The organism is Rhodococcus sp. Q (genome assembly GCF_005503035.1).
In the GTDB taxonomy this organism is placed as follows: domain Bacteria; phylum Actinomycetota; class Actinomycetes; order Mycobacteriales; family Mycobacteriaceae; genus Rhodococcus_G.
Map to the genome: position 1 here is coordinate 1 of NZ_SCOY01000015.1, position 18,668 is coordinate 18,668.

General features: G+C 68.6%; 21 protein-coding genes and 1 pseudogene. 7 read left to right on the top strand and 15 right to left on the bottom strand.

Going from position 1 to position 18,668, the window contains the following annotated elements:
* Window positions 1–216: 216 nt before the first annotated feature.
* Both FFS72_RS26800 and FFS72_RS26805 read left to right on the top strand, forming a co-directional pair.
* Window positions 217–1,146 (top strand): annotated as a pseudogene (locus FFS72_RS26800) (ADP-ribosylglycohydrolase family protein); the annotation flags it as partial.
* Window positions 1,147–1,173: 27 nt separating this feature from the next.
* A complete protein-coding gene (locus FFS72_RS26805) occupies window positions 1,174–1,677 on the top strand; it encodes an O-acetyl-ADP-ribose deacetylase (RefSeq protein WP_249353349.1) in 504 nt (167 codons plus the stop codon).
* Window positions 1,678–1,686: 9 nt separating this feature from the next.
* Here FFS72_RS26805 and FFS72_RS15420 read toward each other — a convergent pair whose 3' ends face one another.
* The 3 genes from FFS72_RS15420 to FFS72_RS15430 form a co-directional block, all read right to left on the bottom strand.
* A complete protein-coding gene (locus tag FFS72_RS15420; protein ID WP_137874768.1) occupies window positions 1,687–2,163 on the bottom strand; it encodes an SRPBCC family protein in 477 nt (158 codons plus the stop codon).
* On the bottom strand, window positions 2,160–2,501 hold the full coding sequence (locus FFS72_RS15425; RefSeq protein WP_137874769.1) for an ArsR/SmtB family transcription factor: 342 nt from the start codon (window positions 2,499–2,501) through the stop codon (window positions 2,160–2,162). The genes FFS72_RS15420 and FFS72_RS15425 overlap by 4 nt, the downstream gene beginning before the upstream one ends.
* 67 nt (window positions 2,502–2,568) lie before the next feature.
* Window positions 2,569–3,189: an antibiotic biosynthesis monooxygenase family protein gene (locus tag FFS72_RS15430; protein WP_137874770.1), complete on the bottom strand. Its 621-nt coding sequence runs from the start codon at window positions 3,187–3,189 to the stop codon at window positions 2,569–2,571.
* Window positions 3,190–3,389: 200 nt separating this feature from the next.
* On the opposite strand from FFS72_RS15430, the gene htpG reads away from it, so the two are divergent.
* Window positions 3,390–5,327 (top strand): molecular chaperone HtpG, encoded by a 1,938-nt coding sequence (gene htpG, locus FFS72_RS15435; RefSeq protein ID WP_137874771.1) that lies wholly within the window; start codon window positions 3,390–3,392, stop codon window positions 5,325–5,327.
* 67 nt (window positions 5,328–5,394) lie between these two features.
* Here htpG and FFS72_RS15440 read toward each other — a convergent pair whose 3' ends face one another.
* Window positions 5,395–6,570, bottom strand: a complete 1,176-nt coding sequence (locus FFS72_RS15440; protein ID WP_137874772.1) for a PrsW family intramembrane metalloprotease — start codon at window positions 6,568–6,570, stop codon at window positions 5,395–5,397.
* Entirely contained in the window at window positions 6,570–7,217 is a 648-nt protein-coding gene (locus tag FFS72_RS15445; RefSeq protein ID WP_137874773.1) for a hypothetical protein, read from the bottom strand. Before FFS72_RS15445 ends, FFS72_RS15440 begins: the two co-directional genes overlap by 1 nt.
* A gap of 111 nt (window positions 7,218–7,328) precedes the next feature.
* Here FFS72_RS15445 and FFS72_RS15450 point away from each other — a divergent pair, with 111 nt between their 5' ends.
* The gene (locus FFS72_RS15450) at window positions 7,329–8,675 is read left to right on the top strand and encodes a WS/DGAT domain-containing protein (protein WP_137874774.1); all 1,347 of its coding nucleotides are present in this window, start codon (window positions 7,329–7,331) and stop codon (window positions 8,673–8,675) included.
* Between the two features lie 71 nt (window positions 8,676–8,746).
* Here the strand turns inward: FFS72_RS15450 and FFS72_RS15455 are convergent, their stop codons facing one another.
* From FFS72_RS15455 to FFS72_RS15465, 3 genes are read right to left on the bottom strand one after another with little or no spacing between them, the layout of a single operon-like run.
* The gene (locus FFS72_RS15455) at window positions 8,747–9,871 is read right to left on the bottom strand and encodes a winged helix DNA-binding domain-containing protein (RefSeq protein WP_137874775.1); all 1,125 of its coding nucleotides are present in this window, start codon (window positions 9,869–9,871) and stop codon (window positions 8,747–8,749) included.
* Window positions 9,872–9,908: 37 nt separating this feature from the next.
* A complete protein-coding gene (locus tag FFS72_RS15460) occupies window positions 9,909–10,292 on the bottom strand; it encodes a nuclear transport factor 2 family protein (protein ID WP_137874776.1) in 384 nt (127 codons plus the stop codon).
* Between the two features lie 55 nt (window positions 10,293–10,347).
* A complete protein-coding gene (locus FFS72_RS15465) occupies window positions 10,348–11,247 on the bottom strand; it encodes a sigma-70 family RNA polymerase sigma factor (RefSeq protein WP_137874777.1) in 900 nt (299 codons plus the stop codon).
* 77 nt (window positions 11,248–11,324) lie between these two features.
* Between FFS72_RS15465 and FFS72_RS15470 the strand changes: the two genes are divergently transcribed.
* On the top strand, window positions 11,325–11,780 hold the full coding sequence (locus FFS72_RS15470) for a carboxymuconolactone decarboxylase family protein (RefSeq protein ID WP_137874778.1): 456 nt from the start codon (window positions 11,325–11,327) through the stop codon (window positions 11,778–11,780).
* Between the two features lie 51 nt (window positions 11,781–11,831).
* Here FFS72_RS15470 and FFS72_RS15475 read toward each other — a convergent pair whose 3' ends face one another.
* Window positions 11,832–13,529, bottom strand: a complete 1,698-nt coding sequence (locus FFS72_RS15475) for a fumarate hydratase (RefSeq protein WP_050063437.1) — start codon at window positions 13,527–13,529, stop codon at window positions 11,832–11,834.
* Window positions 13,530–13,650: 121 nt separating this feature from the next.
* On the opposite strand from FFS72_RS15475, the gene FFS72_RS15480 reads away from it, so the two are divergent.
* Window positions 13,651–14,382 carry a CPBP family intramembrane glutamic endopeptidase gene (locus FFS72_RS15480; protein WP_171018698.1) on the top strand — a complete coding sequence of 244 codons (732 nt, stop codon included), beginning with the start codon at window positions 13,651–13,653 and terminating at the stop codon, window positions 14,380–14,382.
* Here the strand turns inward: FFS72_RS15480 and FFS72_RS15485 are convergent.
* Window positions 14,369–14,677 (bottom strand): PLD nuclease N-terminal domain-containing protein, encoded by a 309-nt coding sequence (locus tag FFS72_RS15485; protein WP_137874780.1) that lies wholly within the window; start codon window positions 14,675–14,677, stop codon window positions 14,369–14,371. The genes FFS72_RS15480 and FFS72_RS15485 overlap by 14 nt on opposite strands.
* Window positions 14,678–14,818: 141 nt before the next feature.
* Window positions 14,819–15,040, bottom strand: coding sequence for a maltose regulon activator MalT (locus FFS72_RS15490; RefSeq protein ID WP_137874781.1), 222 nt, complete (start codon window positions 15,038–15,040; stop codon window positions 14,819–14,821).
* 153 nt (window positions 15,041–15,193) lie between these two features.
* Between FFS72_RS15490 and FFS72_RS15495 the strand changes: the two genes are divergently transcribed.
* The gene (locus tag FFS72_RS15495; protein WP_137874782.1) at window positions 15,194–15,964 is read left to right on the top strand and encodes a DUF1906 domain-containing protein; all 771 of its coding nucleotides are present in this window, start codon (window positions 15,194–15,196) and stop codon (window positions 15,962–15,964) included.
* Between the two features lie 32 nt (window positions 15,965–15,996).
* Here FFS72_RS15495 and FFS72_RS15500 read toward each other — a convergent pair whose 3' ends face one another.
* From FFS72_RS15500 to FFS72_RS15515, 4 genes are all read right to left on the bottom strand, one after another.
* Window positions 15,997–16,482: a hypothetical protein gene (locus FFS72_RS15500; protein ID WP_137874783.1), complete on the bottom strand. Its 486-nt coding sequence runs from the start codon at window positions 16,480–16,482 to the stop codon at window positions 15,997–15,999.
* Window positions 16,483–16,687: 205 nt separating this feature from the next.
* Window positions 16,688–17,221: a nuclear transport factor 2 family protein gene (locus FFS72_RS15505; protein ID WP_137874784.1), complete on the bottom strand. Its 534-nt coding sequence runs from the start codon at window positions 17,219–17,221 to the stop codon at window positions 16,688–16,690.
* A gap of 52 nt (window positions 17,222–17,273) precedes the next feature.
* Window positions 17,274–17,612, bottom strand: coding sequence for a hypothetical protein (locus tag FFS72_RS15510; RefSeq protein WP_137874785.1), 339 nt, complete (start codon window positions 17,610–17,612; stop codon window positions 17,274–17,276).
* A gap of 106 nt (window positions 17,613–17,718) precedes the next feature.
* Window positions 17,719–18,489 (bottom strand): Rv1157c family protein, encoded by a 771-nt coding sequence (locus tag FFS72_RS15515; protein ID WP_171018700.1) that lies wholly within the window; start codon window positions 18,487–18,489, stop codon window positions 17,719–17,721.
* Between the last annotated feature and the right edge of the window lie 179 nt (window positions 18,490–18,668).

Consider the following 18,668-nt stretch of genomic DNA (forward strand, 5'->3'; position numbering starts at 1 on the left):
GGAGGGCCTGAGTCGCGCGCGGGGGGGCGCATCGACGTGCCCGCGATGGTATTTCGTGCATCTGATTACGGGCGAGTACCCGACCGTCAGGTCTTCATGGACAACGGTCCAGGTAGCGCTGCGGCGGTTCCGGTGTCGCAGGGCGTTTGTCGGAACTCGTCGCGCCGACTAGGATTAGAGCAGTACTGAGCTAAGCTGACACCACTGGAGGTTGGGATGGAACGGAACGCGCACCGGATCGACCGTGCGATCGGCGTCCTGCTTGGAGGCGCCGCAGGCGATGCCCTGGGCGCGGGATACGAGTTCACTCATCCGGCCCGTGACGCAGTGATCGACATGATCGGCGGCGGGACGTTCGACTGGGCGCCGGGGGAGTGGACCGACGACACGTCGATGGCACTGGCGATCGCCGAGGTCGCCGCCGCAGGAGTCCCGATCGGTCACGGCGCGGGACTGGACGCGATCGCGGCCCGCTTCGTCGCCTGGTTCGATTCGAACCCGCCGGACATCGGCAACCAGACGAGGGCGGTGCTGTCGACCCGTCCCGAAGGCGCCGACGCGATGCGCACGCGCGCACAGGCTGTTCGTGGACGCAAGGGGGGCAACGGGTCGCTGATGCGTACCGCCCCGGTCGCGCTGGCGTATCTCGACGACGAGCGTGCCTGCCGCGACGCCGCCGCCGCGATTTCCGCCCTCACTCACGACGACGTGCGCGCAACCGAGGCGTGCCAGTTGTGGACGCACGCCATTCGCCATGCAGTCCTGCACGGGACCTTCGACGGGGTGCGAGGCTTCCTGGAGACGGCACCCTCCGACGTCGCCGAGTTCTGGTCACCGCTCCTCGATCAGGCCGAAACCGGTTCGCCCGCAGACTTTCCCAACAACGGATGGGTGGTGCACGCCCTGCAGACGGCGTGGTGGGCGATTGCCACTACAGACGATTCGGACTCCGGGCACCTGGTCCGTGCCCTCGAAGCGGCCGTGCGTGCGGGCGGCGACACCGACACCACGTCGGCAATCGCCGGGGGTCTGCTCGGTGCGCGGTGGGGCGCCGGTGCGGTTCCGCTCCGCTGGCGGCGGATGCTGCACGGCTGGCCCGGCTTCTCCGACCCGGACCTGGTACGGCTCGCCGAAGCCTCGGTTCGGGGCCGCGCCGCGGCACGTTCCGGCCCGGTGATCGAGGTCGCCGTCGGCGACATCACCACGCAGCTCGTCGACGTGATCGTCAACGCCGCGAACTCGGCGCTGCTCGGTGGCGGTGGTGTCGACGGGGCGATCCACCGTGCCGGTGGACCGCGAATTCTCGCGGAGTGCAAGAAGATACGGACCACCACTCTGCCGGATGGCCTGCCCGCCGGTGACGCGGTCGCGACCACCGCGGGCAACCTTCCCGCGACGTGGGTCGTCCACACCGTCGGCCCCGTGCACTCGAGCGCGGAGGATCGCTCCGCACAACTGCGATCCGCCTACACCCGCAGCCTCGCCGTCGCGGACGACCTCGGCGCACGCAGCGTCGCCTTCCCGCTGATCTCGTCAGGTTCCTACGGGTGGCCTCGCCAGGATGCCGTGCGGCAGGCCGTCGACGCGATCCGCGGCGCGGACAGCTCCGTGGAGCGCGTCGTGCTGGTGGCCTTCGACGCCGCGACCGCGGATCTGCTGCGACGCGCGCTGGACTGACGTCGGCCGCTACGCGGTCCGGGCGAGCAGTGCGTCGAGGGCCGCGTAGCTGGCGTTCATGCCCTCCTCCATGCCCGAGCCGAGCATGCCGTCCCGGTCCTCGGCGGTGAGGAACAGTGACTCCACCACGATCTTCGTGCGCCCGTCACCGAGGTCGACGAAGTCGACGGCGTCGATCGACGCGTGCGTCGGCATGCCGTCCCACTCGAACGAGTACACGAGACGTTCCTGCGGGACGACCTCTCGGAACCGCCCCTCGAATCCGTCGCTGCCGCCCCCGTGGTGCTCGACGAACCGCCAGTGGCCGCCGACTTCGAGTTCCCACTTCTCCACGTCGACCGGGTTTCCGCGACCCCACCACTGCGCGATCAGGTCCGGCTCGGTGTAGGCGGCCCAGACCCGGGCGCGTGGCGCGGCGAAGGTTCGTTCGACACGGCAGTCGCGGTCGCCCGATGTCGTGAGTGTCGCGTTGGTGGTGCTGGTCATGGCTCCTCCTCGTGATGCGGTTCGCGGTCGAGAAACGCTCCCAGGTGGTCCAGTCGCTCGGCGACGACGCGGCGGTGCCGGGCCATCCAGGCGGCCTCGAGGTCGAGGGTGTTGCCGCCGAGGCGGCAGTACCGGACCCGGCCCCGCTTCTCGGTCACCACGAGGCCCGCTCGTTCGAGAAGGTGCACGTGCTTCGTGATGCCGGTGAGCGTCATGTCGAAGACGTCCGCCAATTCGGTGATCGTCGCGTCGGAGCGGTCGAGGTGTTCGAGAATTCCGCGACGCGTGGGATCGGCGAGCGCCGCGAAGGTCGTGTCGAGCGGTTGATACTGAACCATCTAGTTCAGTGTTACCCCGCGCATAACCGCTGTCAACCCATGGGGGTCGTCAGCGGAAACGCGTCGATCAGACCATTTCCGGCACGTGGAGGTGAGCGATGGCCAGGTCGAACATGCGCGTTTCGAGCATCGTGGCGCCCATCTCGCGGGTAACGGCGGCGCGTTTCTCGTCCATCTGTGCCTGGGCGCGTTCGAACGCTTCCCGGCTGTCCCAGGTCACCGACACCACTGCGTGGCCGGAGGCGGGGTCGATCATCATGCCTGCGCTGCAGAAGCCTTCCGCCGCGCCCATCGCGGGCAGGGCCACCAGCTTGAAGATGTCGACGGCCCGGGTCATGTGGCCGGGCTCCACCTTCAGCCAGGTGACGCGGACGCACGAGTCGCGGCTCGCCGGGTGGTCGCGGTGCAGGACAGCGATCTCCCACCGCGAGACGGTCGCCGTGCCGTGGAACATCTCCGTGGCGTGGTCGCGCAGTTCGCGGACCGGTCCCTCACTGCCGCGGAGCGCGTCCTCGTCCATCCACGAACTGGTCGCGATACAGCGACCGCTGTCGCGATCGACGAGGAGCGAAAGTCCTGCACAGCCCTCGTAATCCGCGAGTGCGGGCATGACGGTGTCACTCATGTGTTTGATGCCGGCGTCGATGAAGGACGGGTGCGCCAGGATCGTGGTGGAGCGTGCGTACACGACCGAACCCCTTCCACTCGAGGCAGCGCCCCGGCGGCGCCACCGGATACCCCCCGCCTCTCACCCTCCTCCGCGTCAGAGCCCGAGGCAATGCCTGCGTGGGACCGGGATCAACTACCGGCCGGTAGGTCTGCCGCGCAGGTGGGGGCGGTAAAATCCCGGCGAACACAGTGCCTCGTGAGCAGTCGAAGGGAATCGGATTGAACGCGCACACCGGAGAACGGGAGCAGCTCGAGTTCCAGGCGGAGACCCGCCAGTTGCTGGACCTGATGGTCCACTCGATCTACTCGAACAAGGACTCGTTCCTGCGGGAACTGGTGTCCAACGCCTCGGATGCACTCGACAAGTTGCGGCTCGCGGCATTCCAGGACAAGGACCTGGACGCCGACACGTCCGACCTGCACATCGAGATCGCGATCGACAAGGACGCGCGGACGCTGACGATCCGCGACAACGGCATCGGCATGTCCCGGGACGAGGTCGTCGACCTGATCGGCACCCTCGCCAAGTCGGGCACCGCGGACCTGCGTCGCAAGCTCAAGGAGGCGAAGGACGCAGCCGCGAGCGAGGAGTTGATCGGCCAGTTCGGCATCGGCTTCTACTCCACGTTCATGGTCGCGGACAAGGTCACCCTGCTCACGCGTAAGGCAGGGGAGCGGCAGGCGACCCGCTGGGAGTCGAGCGGCGAAGCGACCTACGTCATCGAGACGGTGGACGATGCCCCGCAGGGCACCGCGGTGACGCTGCACCTCAAGCCCGCCGACACCGACGACAACCTCCACGACTACACCGCCGAGCGGAAGATCAAGGAACTCGTCACCCGGTACTCGGACTTCATCGCCTGGCCGATCCGGATGGACGTCGAACGCCGTACCCCGGCGACCGACGAGGAACCGGAAAAGGTCGAGGTCGAAACCCAGACTCTGAACTCGCAGAAGGCGCTGTGGGCGAAGTCGAAGGACGAGGTCTCCGAGGAGGAGTACACCGAGTTCTACCGCCACATCGCGCACGCCTGGGATTCGCCGCTCGAGACGATCCCGATGAAGGCCGAGGGCACTTTCGAGTACCAGGCCCTGCTGTTCATCCCGCAGCACGCGCCGTTCGACCTGTTCATGCGCGACGGCAAGACCGGTGTCCACCTGTACGTCAAGCGGGTGTTCATCATGGACGACGCCGACGAACTGCTCCCCGAGTACCTGCGCTTCGTCAAGGGTGTCGTCGACGCCCAGGACCTCTCGCTGAACGTGTCCCGAGAAATCCTGCAGCAGGACAGGCAGATTCGCGCCATCCGGCGTCGACTCACCAAGAAGGTGCTCGGCACGATCGCGGAGATCGCGTTGTCGCGTCCCGACGACTACCGCACCCTGTGGTCCGAGTTCGGCCGCGCCCTCAAGGAGGGGCTGATCTCCGACGTCGACAACCGCGAGACGCTGCTGAAGATCTCGTCGTTCGCGTCCACGGCCAGCGAGGACGAACTCACCACCCTCGCCGACTACGTGTCCCGGATGAAGGACGACCAGAAGCAGATCTACTTCGCGACCGGCGAATCGCGTCAGCTGCTGGAGAACTCGCCACACCTGGAGGCGTTCAAGGCCAAGGGGCTCGAGGTGCTGCTCCTCACCGACCCCGTCGACGAGGTCTGGACGTCGCAGGTGCCCGAGTTGGAGGGCATGACCTTCCAGTCCGTCGCCAAGGGCGAGGTCGACCTCGACAGCGAAGAGGACAAGGCCGCCGCCGAGACCGAGCGTGAGGAGAAGGAGAAGGAGTTCGCGGATCTGCTCTCCTGGCTGACGACGACCCTCGACGAGCAGGTCAAGTCGGTGCGGTTGTCGACCCGCCTGACCACCTCGCCCGCGTGCATCGTCGGCGACGACTTCTCCATGTCGCCCGCACTGGAGCGGATGTACCGGGCGTCGGGTCAGCCGGTCCCGGTCACCAAGCGAATCCTCGAACTGAACCCCGAGCACCCGCTCGTGCTCGCGCTGCGCACCGCGCACACCGAACGCCCCGGTGACGAGGCGTCCGCGGAGACCGCCGAATTGCTTTACGGCATGGCGCTTCTCGCGGAAGGTGGCGAGCTCTCCGACCCGGCACGCTTCACCGCTCTGCTGGCGAACCGACTGGCCGCCGCGGTCTGACGCCCTTCGACGCCGCGCCGAAGCGGTCCCGGGCCCTGCCCGGGCCACTACGGCGCGGCGTCCGTCGTCATCGCGGCGTCGACGGCGCCCCGGACCGGATTCGGCCCACCTCGGTGCGGGCGAACTCGACCGCAGGGGTGTCGCGGCCGCCCGACGTGGCGAGCGCGTCCGCCACGTCGGCGACCGCCTCGAGGGTGTGTCCGCGGCGCCTGCGGTCCCGCCTGTCGGCCCCCATCCTGCGGAACGCCCTGCGCACCTTGTGATCTCCGCACACCGCGATCAGTTCCTCGGGCGTGATGGTCCCGATCGCGACCTCGGGACCGAGCACGTCGCCGAGGAACGCGCGTTCGCGGGGGACCGTCATCCGAAACACTCGCACCGCGATGGCCAGTGCCACCACGATCACCACGACCCACGTCGCGACGAGTTGAACGACCCGGCCCCCGGCGAGGGCCGCCAGCGAATTCCACACCCCGTGCAGCAGCATCGCGGTCGCCATCAGCACCAGCCCGCGTCCGACGCGGCGCGGCTCGGCGGGCCGGCCGAGCAGGTAGACCAGTCCGGCGCAGAAGACCGCGCTGTACAGGATGTGCGCCGCGACGCCGACTGCCATGCGCAGCCACACGGTTCCCATCGCCGCCGCCACCTGGTTCGCCCCGAACTGCGATCCGGCCGAGTTCAACGCGTACACGACGTCCTCCGCGATCTGGAATCCCAGGCCGAGGAACGCCCCGACGATGAAGCCGTCGAACGCGGTCCGGATCAACCGCGGCGCCAGGGCGATCAGCAGGAGAAGCCCGAGACCCTTCGCGATCTCCTCGGTGACGGGGGCCACGAGACCGGCGCCCCACGCCAATGACCACGACTGCCCGAACACTTTCGCGAACAGTCCGAGCGCGGCAGTGTTGGCCTCCGCCGCGAGCACCCAGGTCGCGGCGAACGCTCCCCACCCGAAGGCCGCGACGACGATGCCGACGGGCTGCCGGGAGTATCGGTCGATGTGCTGGGTGAATCCCCAGAAGAGGGCGCCGTACACCCCGAACAGCACGACCGACACCGCGATCGCACGTCCGTACGCGCCCGACGCGCCCACCAGCATCGTCACGAAACTGAACACGCCGAGCGACACCAGCAGCAGATACACCCAGAACGCCGCATTGCGCGGCTGATAGAAGGTGAACGACCGGCCCCACCCGGAGTCCTCGATCGCGGCGACCCGACGTTCCGTCGCGGTGGCGGTCATCAGGACTCCTCCTTGCCGCGGTCGATGCTCGTGATCATTCGGGAGATCTCCTCAGCCCGTGATTGGTCGGTGTCGGGGGGACCGGTGGCGACGACCTGGACACCCCGACCGTCCTCGACGAACGCCGCGATGACCCCGGAGAACTGGGGTCCGGCGTAACGCGCGACGTATCCGTGCTCCCCGGAGTCGGTCGTGACGGGCGTTGGGGTGCCGTCGATGTGGACGTTGTCGTCGAGCGCCGTGGTCGTGTCCCGGATCTGTTCGAGGAGGGCGCGGGCATCGCCGCTGAAGGCACCGGTCCGGACCGTCAGGGACACGCCATCGGCCTCGACGGTCGCGGACGCCGGATACGAACCTGTCGCGGGCCGGTCGCCGACCCGCACGCCGGAGGTGATGCCCCAGTCGGTCGCGGGCTCGAACGTCACCCTGCCCGCGATCTCCATGACGTCGCCTGCCGCGACGGTGTCGTCGTACTCGACCGCACCGTTGACGGCCGGCAGGACTGTCGCGAGAACGAACGCGAACGCGAGTACCACGACGGCGGGCAGGAGGGTTGCACGGTCGAGTCCCAGCCACCGCCGGTCCACCGGCACCCATCGGTCACCCGGATCGAATTGGTCGGTTGGCGGTGAAACACCCTGCGTCATCGGACCTCCTGCGTCGCTGGGTGCAACGGTAGGGCGTCGGGCGGGCCCGTCGCCGCCGCGACACTCGCGACCCCGTCACGTTGCCGCTGCTATCGTCACCCGGTGCCGCGGATGACCAGCCCTGATGCGCAGTCGTACTGGATCTCACGCCGGATTCCGACAGACCAGTTCCTGCTGTACTGCTTCGTCGGTACGACCGAGCCGCTGACGAGTGCGCGGGACCAGCTTCTGGCGCGCGCCGCGACGATCGGCGACCTGTGCCTGCGGGTGCGGGAGGTTCCCCGACGGCTCGACGTTCCGCACTGGGCGCCTGCCGCGCCGGACGACTCCTCGATCCGCCTGCACGAGGACACCGGAACCTGGAGGGACTGCCTGACCGTTCTCGGTGAACTCGTTCTCGACCAGGTCGAGCCTGCTGAATCACCCTGGCGGATCCACCTTTTCGGACCGTTGGTCGATGCACCGGACAGTGGCGGCGCCGAGTGCGTGGTGGCCGTCCTGCAGGTGTCCCATGCCCTCGCCGACGGGAGGCGAGCCGCGGCGATCGCCCGCGACCTGTTCGCCGACGCGGCGCCGACACCGTCGCCACCGCTGCCGCCGTGGCGTCCCCGCCGCGCCGCCGCGGCCGCCGCGATCCGGCTGCCGATACAGGTAGGCCGGATGCTGCTGCGTGCCCGGCCCGCTCACCATGCACACCGCCAACGCGAACGCGACACAGCAGCAGGGTTGGTTCCGCCGAAGCCGCTCGGCCGGCCGAAGTTGCCGACGAATGCCGCACCGGACGAGCGACGGACCCTCGGTGCCGTCGTCGTTCCGGCCGCCGACCTGCGAGGGCCCGGCGTCAGTGTCACCGTCGGTGCGCTGACGGCGATCTCGTTGGCGCTCGGCAGGTACCTCCTCGAGCGAGGAGTGGACCCCTCGGTGCTCGCCGCGGAGGTCACCGTCGCCAAGCCGGGAATCCCGGACGCCCGCAATCACTTCCGTAACTTCGCCGTCGAGCTTCACTCGGAGGTCGACGATCCCGCCGAACGAGCTGCCGCCATCGCGGAGTCGCTTCGGCAGCGGAGGTTGCGCGCGGACCACCCGTCGGGGGCCGCCGAGGATCGCGCACTCGACGCCGTGCCCGCGCCCCTACTGCGACACGGCATCGAGCACTTCGATTTCACCGCCGTCCCGGACGAGGTCACCGGGCACACCGTGGTCTCCAGCGTCGACCGTGGTCCGGCCGACCTCGTCCTCGCGGGTGGACGGGTCGGGTTCACGGCAGGATTCCCCGCACTGTCTCGTTTCATGGGGCTCACCCACGGCGTGCACGGCATCGGCGACCGCGTGACGATCGCCGTCGCGACCTCACCCGCGGTGATGCCCGACGTGGACGCGTACGAACGGCTGCTGAGCGACGCGGTCACAGAAGTTGCGCGGGCCCTGCACGCCGGCCGTGATCGGACCGGGTCCTGATCGCCCGCGAACCACAGACGTTCGGCCCGGTGGGAGTGGGGCTCCGCCTGGCCTGACATGCCGGCCCTGCGTCATCCCGCGACGGTGACGCCCCCGAACGCCACCCCGCGGAACTCCGCGAGCGCCGCCGCCCGCTTCTCGACGTCGGCGCGCTCCGCCTTCGACAGCACCCGCCACGGCGCCGTCTCGACCGTGAGCGTGCGGCCCGACGTTCGGGGTCGCCACTCGCCGACGAGGTCACCGCCGACTGCGATCGCACCCGGCCGACCCAGAGTCGGCCACAGGGACTTCCGGTTCGCCGCGTCGGGCACGAGAATCTCCCGGTCCTTCAGTTGCAGGTACGGGTCGTACGGGCCGAGCAACTGCACCGACCTGTCCGGGGGAGAAGTACGCAGCGCGTCGACGTCGTCGGCGAGCGCCGAGCGGCTCACCCCGTCCACCGTCACCTCGACCACATCGCCAGGCCAGTTCGCCTTCACGTCCCGGACGGGGGCGTCGACGTACGCCGCGACCGCCTTCGGATCGCTGGGTCCGAAGAAGTGCAGGTACCCGCGGATCACGTCGAACCGCGGCTCGGCGTCGGTACCCGTGTGCGCGTACGCCGCTCCGCGCCAGCCGGGAATGCGCTCGAGGACCGGTGGTGACGTGTGCGGGCGCAGTTCCAGACCGGCCTGAAGCGCCGCCAGCCGGAAGGGCATCTCGTACATGTGCGTCGCGTTGCACGGCCGGCAGAACCGGAGGTACGGCTCGGGCATCCGAGCGGTGAGTTGCGACGACATGTCGCCCTTCACGGTGGGCTCGTGCACGATGTCGCGCATCTCGTGTGCGACGGCGCGGAGCGCGTCGAACGTCGGAATACCCGCCGCCTTCAGTGGCCGGTTGGCATCGAAGATCCGCTTGGCGGCGTCCGCCTCCGACAGCGGGGCCGTCGCGACCGCCACCTTCGGCAGGTCGGCACGGCGATAGCAGTGCGGCGCACCCCGCAGCGTCCACGCCAGCGCGAGCGCGTCACCGGTGTCTGCCGGTGTGCCGCGCAGGTGCAGCGCCAAAGCCGCGCCGTCGGGACCGGTGTTCTGAATTCCGAGGTCGAGGAGGTCGCAGTCGGCGGCGTCGGTGGCGATACCGGGCATGCGATCGAGCTGCTGCACGTGCCATCGATACGCGAGCACCTGCACACGGGACACCTCGGCGGTCATGGGGCGAGTGTAGGAGCGGTGACCGACACCAGGCGTGTCAGCGGTTGTCGACCTGATACGACTCGATCCGCCGGATCAACCCTTCCCGTAAGTGGAAGTAGTCGCTGAAGATGCCGTGCAGTTCGCCGCCGTCGGTGAACCGAGCCTCCACCGTCCCGAGCAGGACGACGACATCGTTCTCCTCGACCATGCGGATCACCGTCAACGTCGGCTTCCCGGTGAACGTGTCGTTCTCGATCTCCTTGTCGAAGGCCGCCTTGCCGGTGATCGAGAAGTCGCCCGGCATCTCCCAGACCACGTCCTCGGTGAGCAGGGAGAGGATCGCGTCGTGGTCGCCCGTGCGGAAACCCTCGACGTACGCGGCGACAGCGCGCTTGTTCGGGGACAGTGACGGATCGGATTCGGACATCTCCGGCTGCATGACTCTCCTTCGGGCAGGCGAGGCGGTCCAGTTCATCGTGGCACCGGTAGCGGCATCACACCCCTGATGAGGCCAGATCGATGTCGAGTTCCGCGAGAGACGCCGGATCGGCGAGCACGACCAGCTCGACGATCCGGTCTCCCTCGACCACGAACGTGTACACCGCCCGGACGTGCCCGCCGGGCGCCCACGCCGCCGCGGGACGCCCGTCGACCGTGACGACCTGCGCGGCACGAGCGCGCCCGCTGAAAGCCTCCGCGACGCCGCCGGCTCCGGCAACCATCGCCGACAGGGCAGGCGCACCGTGGGTCACCCCCGCCGCCGACGCGGACACCGCCACCGAGTCCGCGCGCAGCACGACATCCGGATCGAGGAGTTCGAGCAGGTCCTCGAAACGGCCCTCCCGTGACGCGGCGAGAAACGCCTCGACCACCCGCCTGCGCCGCGGCGCGTCGGGCTCGGAGACGCCACCGCCCTGCACGCGGCGCCTGGCACGGCTCGCGAGCTGTCTCGCGGCGGCGGGGGAGCGGTCCACGATCGGTGCGATCTCGTCGAAGGGCACCGCGAACAGGTCGTGCAGCACGAAGGTGAGCCGCTCTGCGGGCGTGAGGGTGTCGAGCACGACGAGCATCGCAACACCGATCGAATCGGCAAGGACCGCTTCGGTTTCCGGTCCGATGGCCGCATCGGCCGGATCGGGGCGGCCGGGCTCGTCCAGCGTCACCTCGCGGCGCGACCCCCTCGACCGCAGCATGTCCAGGCACACCCGGCTGAGGGCGGTCGTGAGCCAGCCCGCCAGGTTCAGGATCTCGTTGCTGTCGACCCGAGCCAGGCGTAGCCACGTCTCCTGCACCGCATCGTCGGCCTCCGCGGTCGACCCGAGCATGCGGAAACCCACAGCTCGCAGATGCTCGCGGTGCTCCTCGAACTGCCTGGCCAGAATTTCTTCACTCATCGCTGTCACATTCTTTCGTAGCGGTCCGTCAGAGGGGTGACGAACATGCGAGAACCGATGTGACAGGAGAGTTCGAGATGCAGGCACGAATGACCAACCCCGCGATGGTTCTGCCCGGCGCCGTGGCGGCGTTGCAGGCGGTCGGCGGCACGACGGAGAACACCGGACTGCCGACCCGCACCGTGCACCTCGTGCACCTGCGCGCCAGTCAGATCAACGGCTGCGGCGTGTGCGTCGACATGCACCCGAAGCTGGCGATGAAGGACGGCGAAACCGTCGAGCGCCTGCTCGCGGTCGCCGCGTGGCGCGAATCTCCGTACTTCACGGACGCCGAACGGGCGGCGCTGGCTCTGACCGAGTCGGTGACCCGGCTCGCCGATCGACCGGACCCCGTCCCGGACGCCGTCTGGGACGACGCTGCCGACCACTACGACGAGCAGCAGCTCGCGGCGCTGATCATGCAGATCTCGCTGATCAATGTGTGGAACCGGCTCAACGCCACCGTCAAGCAGGTCGCCGGCGCAGGCTGGTGAACACGACGGCGGCCCGGTGGGAATCCCACCGGGCCGCCGCCGCACATCTGGTTACAGGCCGGGACGCTTGCCCACGGTCAGGGTGACCTCGCCGGTGTGCGCGAAGAAATCGTTGCCCTTGTCGTCGACGACGATGAACGCGGGGAAGTCGACGACGTCGATCTTCCACACCGCCTCCATGCCGAGCTCCTCGTACTCGACGACCTCGACGTGCTTGATGCAGTCCAGCGCCAGACGCGCGGCCGGGCCACCGATCGAACCGAGGTAGAAGCCGCCGTGCGAGTTGCAGGCGTCGGTGACCTGCTTCGAGCGGTTGCCCTTCGCGAGCATGACCATCGAGCCGCCCGCGGCCTGGAACTGCTCCACGTACGAGTCCATGCGGCCTGCGGTGGTCGGGCCGAACGATCCCGACGCAAGTCCCTCGGGCGTCTTCGCCGGTCCGGCGTAGTAGACGGGGTGATCGCGCAGGTACTGCGGCATCTCCTCGCCTGCGTCGAGGCGTTCCTTGATCTTCGCGTGCGCGATGTCGCGGGCGACGACCAGCGGACCCGTCAGCGACAGACGCGTCTTCACCGGGTGCTTCGACAGCTCGGCGAGGATCTCCGGCATCGGCTTCGTCAGGTCGATCTTGACCGCGGCGCCCTTGCCGGTACCCGAGATGCCGTCGGTCTCTGCGTCGAGCTGGCTGTCGGTGACCTCGGGCAGGAACTGGCCGGGGTTGAACTCGAGCTGCTCGAGGAAGACGCCCTCGGGGGTGATCTTCGCCTTCGCCTGACGGTCCGCCGAGCAGGAGACGGCGATCGCGACGGGCAGCGACGCGCCGTGGCGGGGCAGGCGGATGACCCGGACGTCGTGGCAGAAGTACTTGCCGCCGAACTGCGCGCCGATGCCGATCTTCTGGGTCAGCTCGAAGACCTGCTTCTCCAGTTCGTGGTCCCGGAAGCCGCGGCCGGTGATCGCGCCCTCGGTGGGCAGCTCGTCCAGGTAGTGCGCCGACGCGTACTTCGCCGTCTTGAGCGCGAACTCGGCGGAGGTACCGCCGACGACGATCGCCAGGTGGTACGGCGGGCACGCCGCGGTGCCGAGCGACCGGATCTTGGCCTCGAGGAACTGCATCATCGAGTCCGGGTTCAGGATCGCCTTCGTCTCCTGGTACAGGTACGACTTGTTCGCCGACCCGCCGCCCTTCGCCATGAAGAGGAACTTGTAGGAGTTCTCGTGGCCCTTCGCGGTGTCCGCGTACAGCTCGATCTGCGCGGGCAGGTTGTTGCCGGTGTTCTTCTCCTCCCACATCGTGATCGGAGCGTTCTGCGAGTACCGCAGGTTCAACCGGGTGTAGGCGTCGTACACGCCCCGCGCGATCGACTCCTCGTCGTCACCAGGCGTGAGAACCTGCTGGCCGCGCTTGCCCATCACGATCGCGGTGCCGGTGTCCTGGCACATCGGGAGGACACCCGCCGCGGAGATGTTCGCGTTCTTCAGCAGATCGAGTGCGACGAACTTGTCGTTGTCCGAGGCCTCCGGGTCGTCGAGAATGCTCGCGACCTGCTTGAGGTGATCGGTGCGCAGGTAATGCGAGATGTCGTGCAGCGCGGTCTCGGTGAGCAGCCGCATCGCTTCGGGCTCGACCTTCAGGAAGGTGCGTCCGTCCGGTCCCTCGACGGTGGACACCCCCTCGGTGGTCAGCAGCCGGTACTCGGTGGGATCTTCCCCGATCGGCAGCAGGTCCTCGTAGAGGAAGTCGGCCATCATCTCTCCTGGGCATGGGCGTGTGAAGGTCGGGATCCAGGCTAAACCTGCCCGCCGAGTGTGACGAAGGCGGGGATCATACGGGCCTTTCCCTGCTCGTGGGGTCCGTACACTGGGCGGGGTGTCCGAAACGATCGCCGTCCATCGCCCGCGCTTCCACGCGTATCTCGACGTCGCGGTCGTCGTCGCGGTCCTGGTGTGCACGAACCTGATCGCTCACTTCACCACCGTGTGGGCGTCGGTGGCCGCCGTCCCGCTCGCGGCAGCGGTCCTCCTCGGACTGGGCCGGAGTCGGGGGCTGGGCTGGCACGAACTCGGACTCTCGCCGCGGCACTGGCGCCGCGGCACCCTCTATGCGCTCGGCGCGGTCGCGCTGGTGCTCGCCGTGGTCGCGGTGGCCATCGCGCTTCCGCTGACCCGCCAGTTCTTCCTGAGCAACCGGTACGCGACGGTCTCGGGTGCACTGATCGCATCGATGATCGTCATCCCACTGCAGACGGTCATCCCGGAGGAGCTGGCGTTCCGTGGTGTCCTGCATGGAACGCTCGAACGTGTCTGGGGAGCCCGCGGAGTCTTCGCGGCGGGCTCGCTCCTGTTCGGCTTCTGGCACATCGCGTCGTCACTGGGACTGACCACGGGCAATCAGGGGCTCACCGGGATCCTCGGCGCCGGACTGTTCGGGCAGGTCGTCGGGATCGCGGGCGCCGTCGCCGCCACCGCGGCCGCCGGAGTCGCATTCACCTGGTTGCGGCGCCGCAGCGGTAGCCTCCTCGCGCCCATCGCGCTGCACTGGTCCCTCAACGGAGTGGGAGCCCTCGCGGCGGCCCTCGTCTGGCACGTCACCCTGTCGTGACGTTGCCACCGTTCTCGAACTCGGCGATGTCGCGCGCCAGCTCCCGCTGAAGGGCGAAGTACATCGCCGGATGCATCCGCTGCTGATCCGGAAGCGGAACACGTTTGCGTGGTCGCCCGAAGGCCAGCCAGAGCGCGGGACCGACCGGCGGCAGCAACGCGATCGCCGCGATCCACGTCCGGCGCCGCGCCCGGCACATCTCCCACTCCCGTCGCGTGACGGCATCCGTGAGCGTCCCAGCCCAGAGCGGCACGATCACCGCCGCGGCCAGCATCGGCGTGAGTTGCTTCTGCACGATTTCGGTTCCTCCCCCGTTGTGTGGCTGTCGGCGCCACCTGATGTCGACCCCCTGCACGGAGGGTACGGGGTGGGAGAGCCGTTTCACCCGGGGTTCGTACCGGACTTAGCGAACCCACAGGAACGGCTGAGATTCGTCTCAGAGGTCGAACGGAACCCACCGGCCGAACGGCGGAGGCCCCTCGCCGTGCACCTTGATGCGATGACTCGGGTCGTCCGGGGTGATGTGCATCCACTCGTAGCCGTGGAGAACGTGCTCCTCGTTTCCCTCGGTGCTCGCGACGACGAGGTCGCCGTTGGGGCGTTGCTCGAATGTGAACGGGCTCTCGGGTGCGATCACCCACCACGTTTCCTTAGCCATGGCCCACCCTCCTCGGGGAGGTTTTCCTGCTGGTCGGCTGCCCTTCGGATACGGTTCCGAGCCTACCGCCGAACCGGCCGTCGGCACCCGCGCCTTCGGTTACGGGTGAGACGCAACAGGACACGTGCGACTGGCGGGCACCACTGTGCTGTGATGCAATTCACCGAGGCCGGCCGCACACGATCCGATGAAGCGAGGCGCCCCGTGCATGTCACCCGTCGTGAACTGTTCAGATTCGCAGCCGTGGGCTCGGCCGCGCTGGGTGCCGCGGCGCTGGGCGTGACCGGCGCCGCGGGCGCGGCGCCGCTCGGCACACTGGTCGACTACTCCGGCGGCGTGCCGTCCGCCGACGCCATCCGAGCAGCAGGGCATGTCGGCGCCATCCGATACGTCTCCGATCGAAGGCCGGGCGCCGAATGGATGGTCGGCAAGCCGATCCGGGCCGACGAGGCGTCCGCGTTGATCGAGGCCGGCCTCCAGATCGTTTCCTGCTACCAGTTCGGTAAGGGTGCGACCGCCGACTGGCGCGGTGGATTCGAAGCGGGTGTCACACACGCCAGGCGCGGACTCGAACTGCACCGCGCCGCGGGCGGACCCGAAGGGCGCCCGATCTACACGTCGATCGACGACAACCCGAACACCGTGGACGTCGCGACGAAGGTCCTGCCGTACGTACTCGGCTGGGAATCCGTGATCGGACGCGAGAACACCGGCGTCTACGCGAACTCCGGCACGATCGACGCACTGAGGCTGGCAGGCGCGGGAAGGTTCTTCTGGCAGCACGACTGGGGGACACCCGAGGGCTACGTCCACCCCGCCGCGCACCTGCACCAGTACGAGATCGACAAGCGTGCCATCGACGGGGTCGGAGTCGACCTCAACGCGATCCTCAAGCCCGACTACGGCCAGTGGTCGCTCGCCTGAGCGACCACCGGCCGTAGTGGTTCGGTCCTACGTCAGCAGAGCGGCTTGGCGATGTTGTAGATCTGCTGCGCCTGCTCCGGCGTCGCCTCGGTGCCACCGTTGCCCGCCCGAACCTGCAGTTCGGAAACCACCGTCGCCTCGTCGACGTTGGCGTCGATCGCCGCACACGTCTCGGCATAGATGTCCTCGATGGCGGCGTCGTCGCGTCCCTCGGAGAGATCGGGATAGCCCGCCCGGAACGCGGCGACGAACGTACCCGACTGGATGGCGTCGACCGCGCCACTCGCGCGACTCGTCAGGCCCGCCGCCGCGGACTGCATCGACGAGACCGCTCCCTGCGCCGACGAGATGGCACCCTGGGCTGCGTTCGCGGCCGAGCTCACGGCATCGGATGCCCGATCGAGGACGCCGGCCGTCGTGGTGACGGTGGTGTCGCTGCTCTCGCTGTCGGAGGTGCATCCCGCGACGGTGACAGAGACGAGGGTCGCGGTGAACAGTGCTGCTGCTACACGCTTCATGTGTCGAGCCTAGCCCCGGACGTAACGGCTGGGGCGTATGTGGACGACGTAGGGAAGAACGAGTCGCAATCGAAAGGACACCGATCACACGTGGACATCGTCATCAACCTCGTCTATGCCTTCGCAGCCAACCTCTACGACGAGATCTCCGCAGGCTCGACCGCAGGCGCAGGGGAGCAGCAGAACCCCTGACCGGCGGTCGGTGTCAGCCGCCGACCTTCGCGAGCCACCGGCGGGCCTCCTCCGGCAGGGTGCCCGCGGACTCGGCGGCGCGGCACCACTTCTTGGCCATGGCAAGGAACTTCATCGGGTTGTAGACGTCCTCCTCGCAGGACCACAGCCCGTCGCCGGCGTAGTGCAGGATCGTCAGGTTCGACGCGCCGTGAACCGATCCGTCGCCCGGATCGCACATCGGGTTGTCGATCTCGCAGATCACCCAGCCCCGCTGCTCGTCGATGGTGTGCCACAGCGCCGGGAATGCCGTCATGTGACTGCCCGGGAAACTCGACATCGTGCGGTTGATCCACGGACGGATCTCCTCGCGGCCGGAGAACGTGCCGTATGCGTGCTCCACGTAGTTCGCGTCCTCGGTGAACATGTCCGCGAACAGGTCCCAGTTGCCGGTTTCCTTCGCGGTCTCCACCGTGCGCTGGTAGCCGGCGAACGCCTGCTCCAGTTCCTCCCGGCTCCAGCGGCCTCCGGTCGGGGCGAGTGTGGCGTCGTTGCCGGGCAGGGTCACGGGTCCTCCATCGGTGTCGGTCGAAACCGGATGGGGCGATCCAGGTTTCGGCTCAGGTCTGGGTATGCGAGAGCGGTGACGTCGCGAGTTCCGGTTCCTCCGCCAGCACGTGAAGTGGGCGGTCTCCGGGACCCTCGCCGTCGGCCCGCCAGGACAGCACCGACCATCGGGACAGGCCCGACAGCGCGGAACCGAGGCTGCCGAACGAGCCGGACGACAGCGCGGAACCGGCGGATCCGATCGACCCTATCGAGAGGATCGAGAAGGCGGAGCCGATCGACAGGATCGAGTACGCGGAGCCGATCGACAGGATGGATCCCTCCGAGCGGATGGACAGGATCGACCGACTGGAGCGCACGGACTTGACTGAGCGTCGACTGCGAGTGGCCATTCCCCGGTTTACCACGGTGCGGCCCACCGCACGACCCGGCGAATGAACGAAGGCCCCTCGCGTGATGCGAGGGGCCTTCGTGAGTTCGTCGATCGGAACTTTCCGATCAGGGGACGTACACGGTCCCGACGGTCGGGAGGAAGCTGCACGTGACGGCGGCGCCGCCCTCGGTCTCCGTGGTGAGCCCACCGGAGACAACGGCGAGAACGCGGCCCTGGCCGGTCTGGGCGATGCCGGACAGGGTGGCCGGGCCGTCCGGGTTGATCCGCGACGCGGTGGTCAGCTCGGTGCGGCCGTTCTTCGGGTGGTCGATGTTGACCCAGTCGACGACCAGCGGCACGGGCTGCTTCTCGGTGGCCTTGCTGGTGCCGAGCGCGGTGAACACGAAGCCCGTCTCGCCGGCCTTCGGTCCCGGAGGGGGCAGGTGCGCGGGCCCGGGAACGGCGAGCGCCGCACCGATCGAGTCGGACGTGCCGCCGATGCAGCCCTCACCGATGGTCGGGTACAGGAACTGCGAGATGACCGGGCCGCTCTCGGGGGGCAGCTCCGGGCCGCCGCCGCCGCTGCCGTCGAGGAACGTGATGACACGCTGGAGGGTCGACTTCGTCTGCGGGGGCAGGTTGGACGCCTCGAGCAGCGCCTTCGCCTGCGCGAGCAGATCTGCCTGCGGGCTGGCGATGTCCGTCACGCCGAGCTCGATCGGGCCCGCGGCTGCACCGACGATCGCGGGGGCGAGCGAGGCGAGTGCCTTGATGTCCAGGCCCTCAGGGATCTGGGGGACCGTGGGCTCGGCGGACGCGCTCGCCGGTAGCGCGACTGCGGCAGCGGCAAGCGCCAGCGCAATGATCGATGTGCGCGTTCCTCGCGTACGAAGCACGGTGTCCCCATCCTTGTCGTCAAACGTCGGCGTCCCTAAGGCGACGACTGGCCCAGCAGGCCCCTCGTTGTCGAAGGGTCACTCTATGCAGGGCTTCTGGCGTTGTACAGCGTTTGCCGTGACCGTCCCACGCAATGGCGAAGGGCGAGCACCCGCGGAAGTGTACTCACTGGTACTTC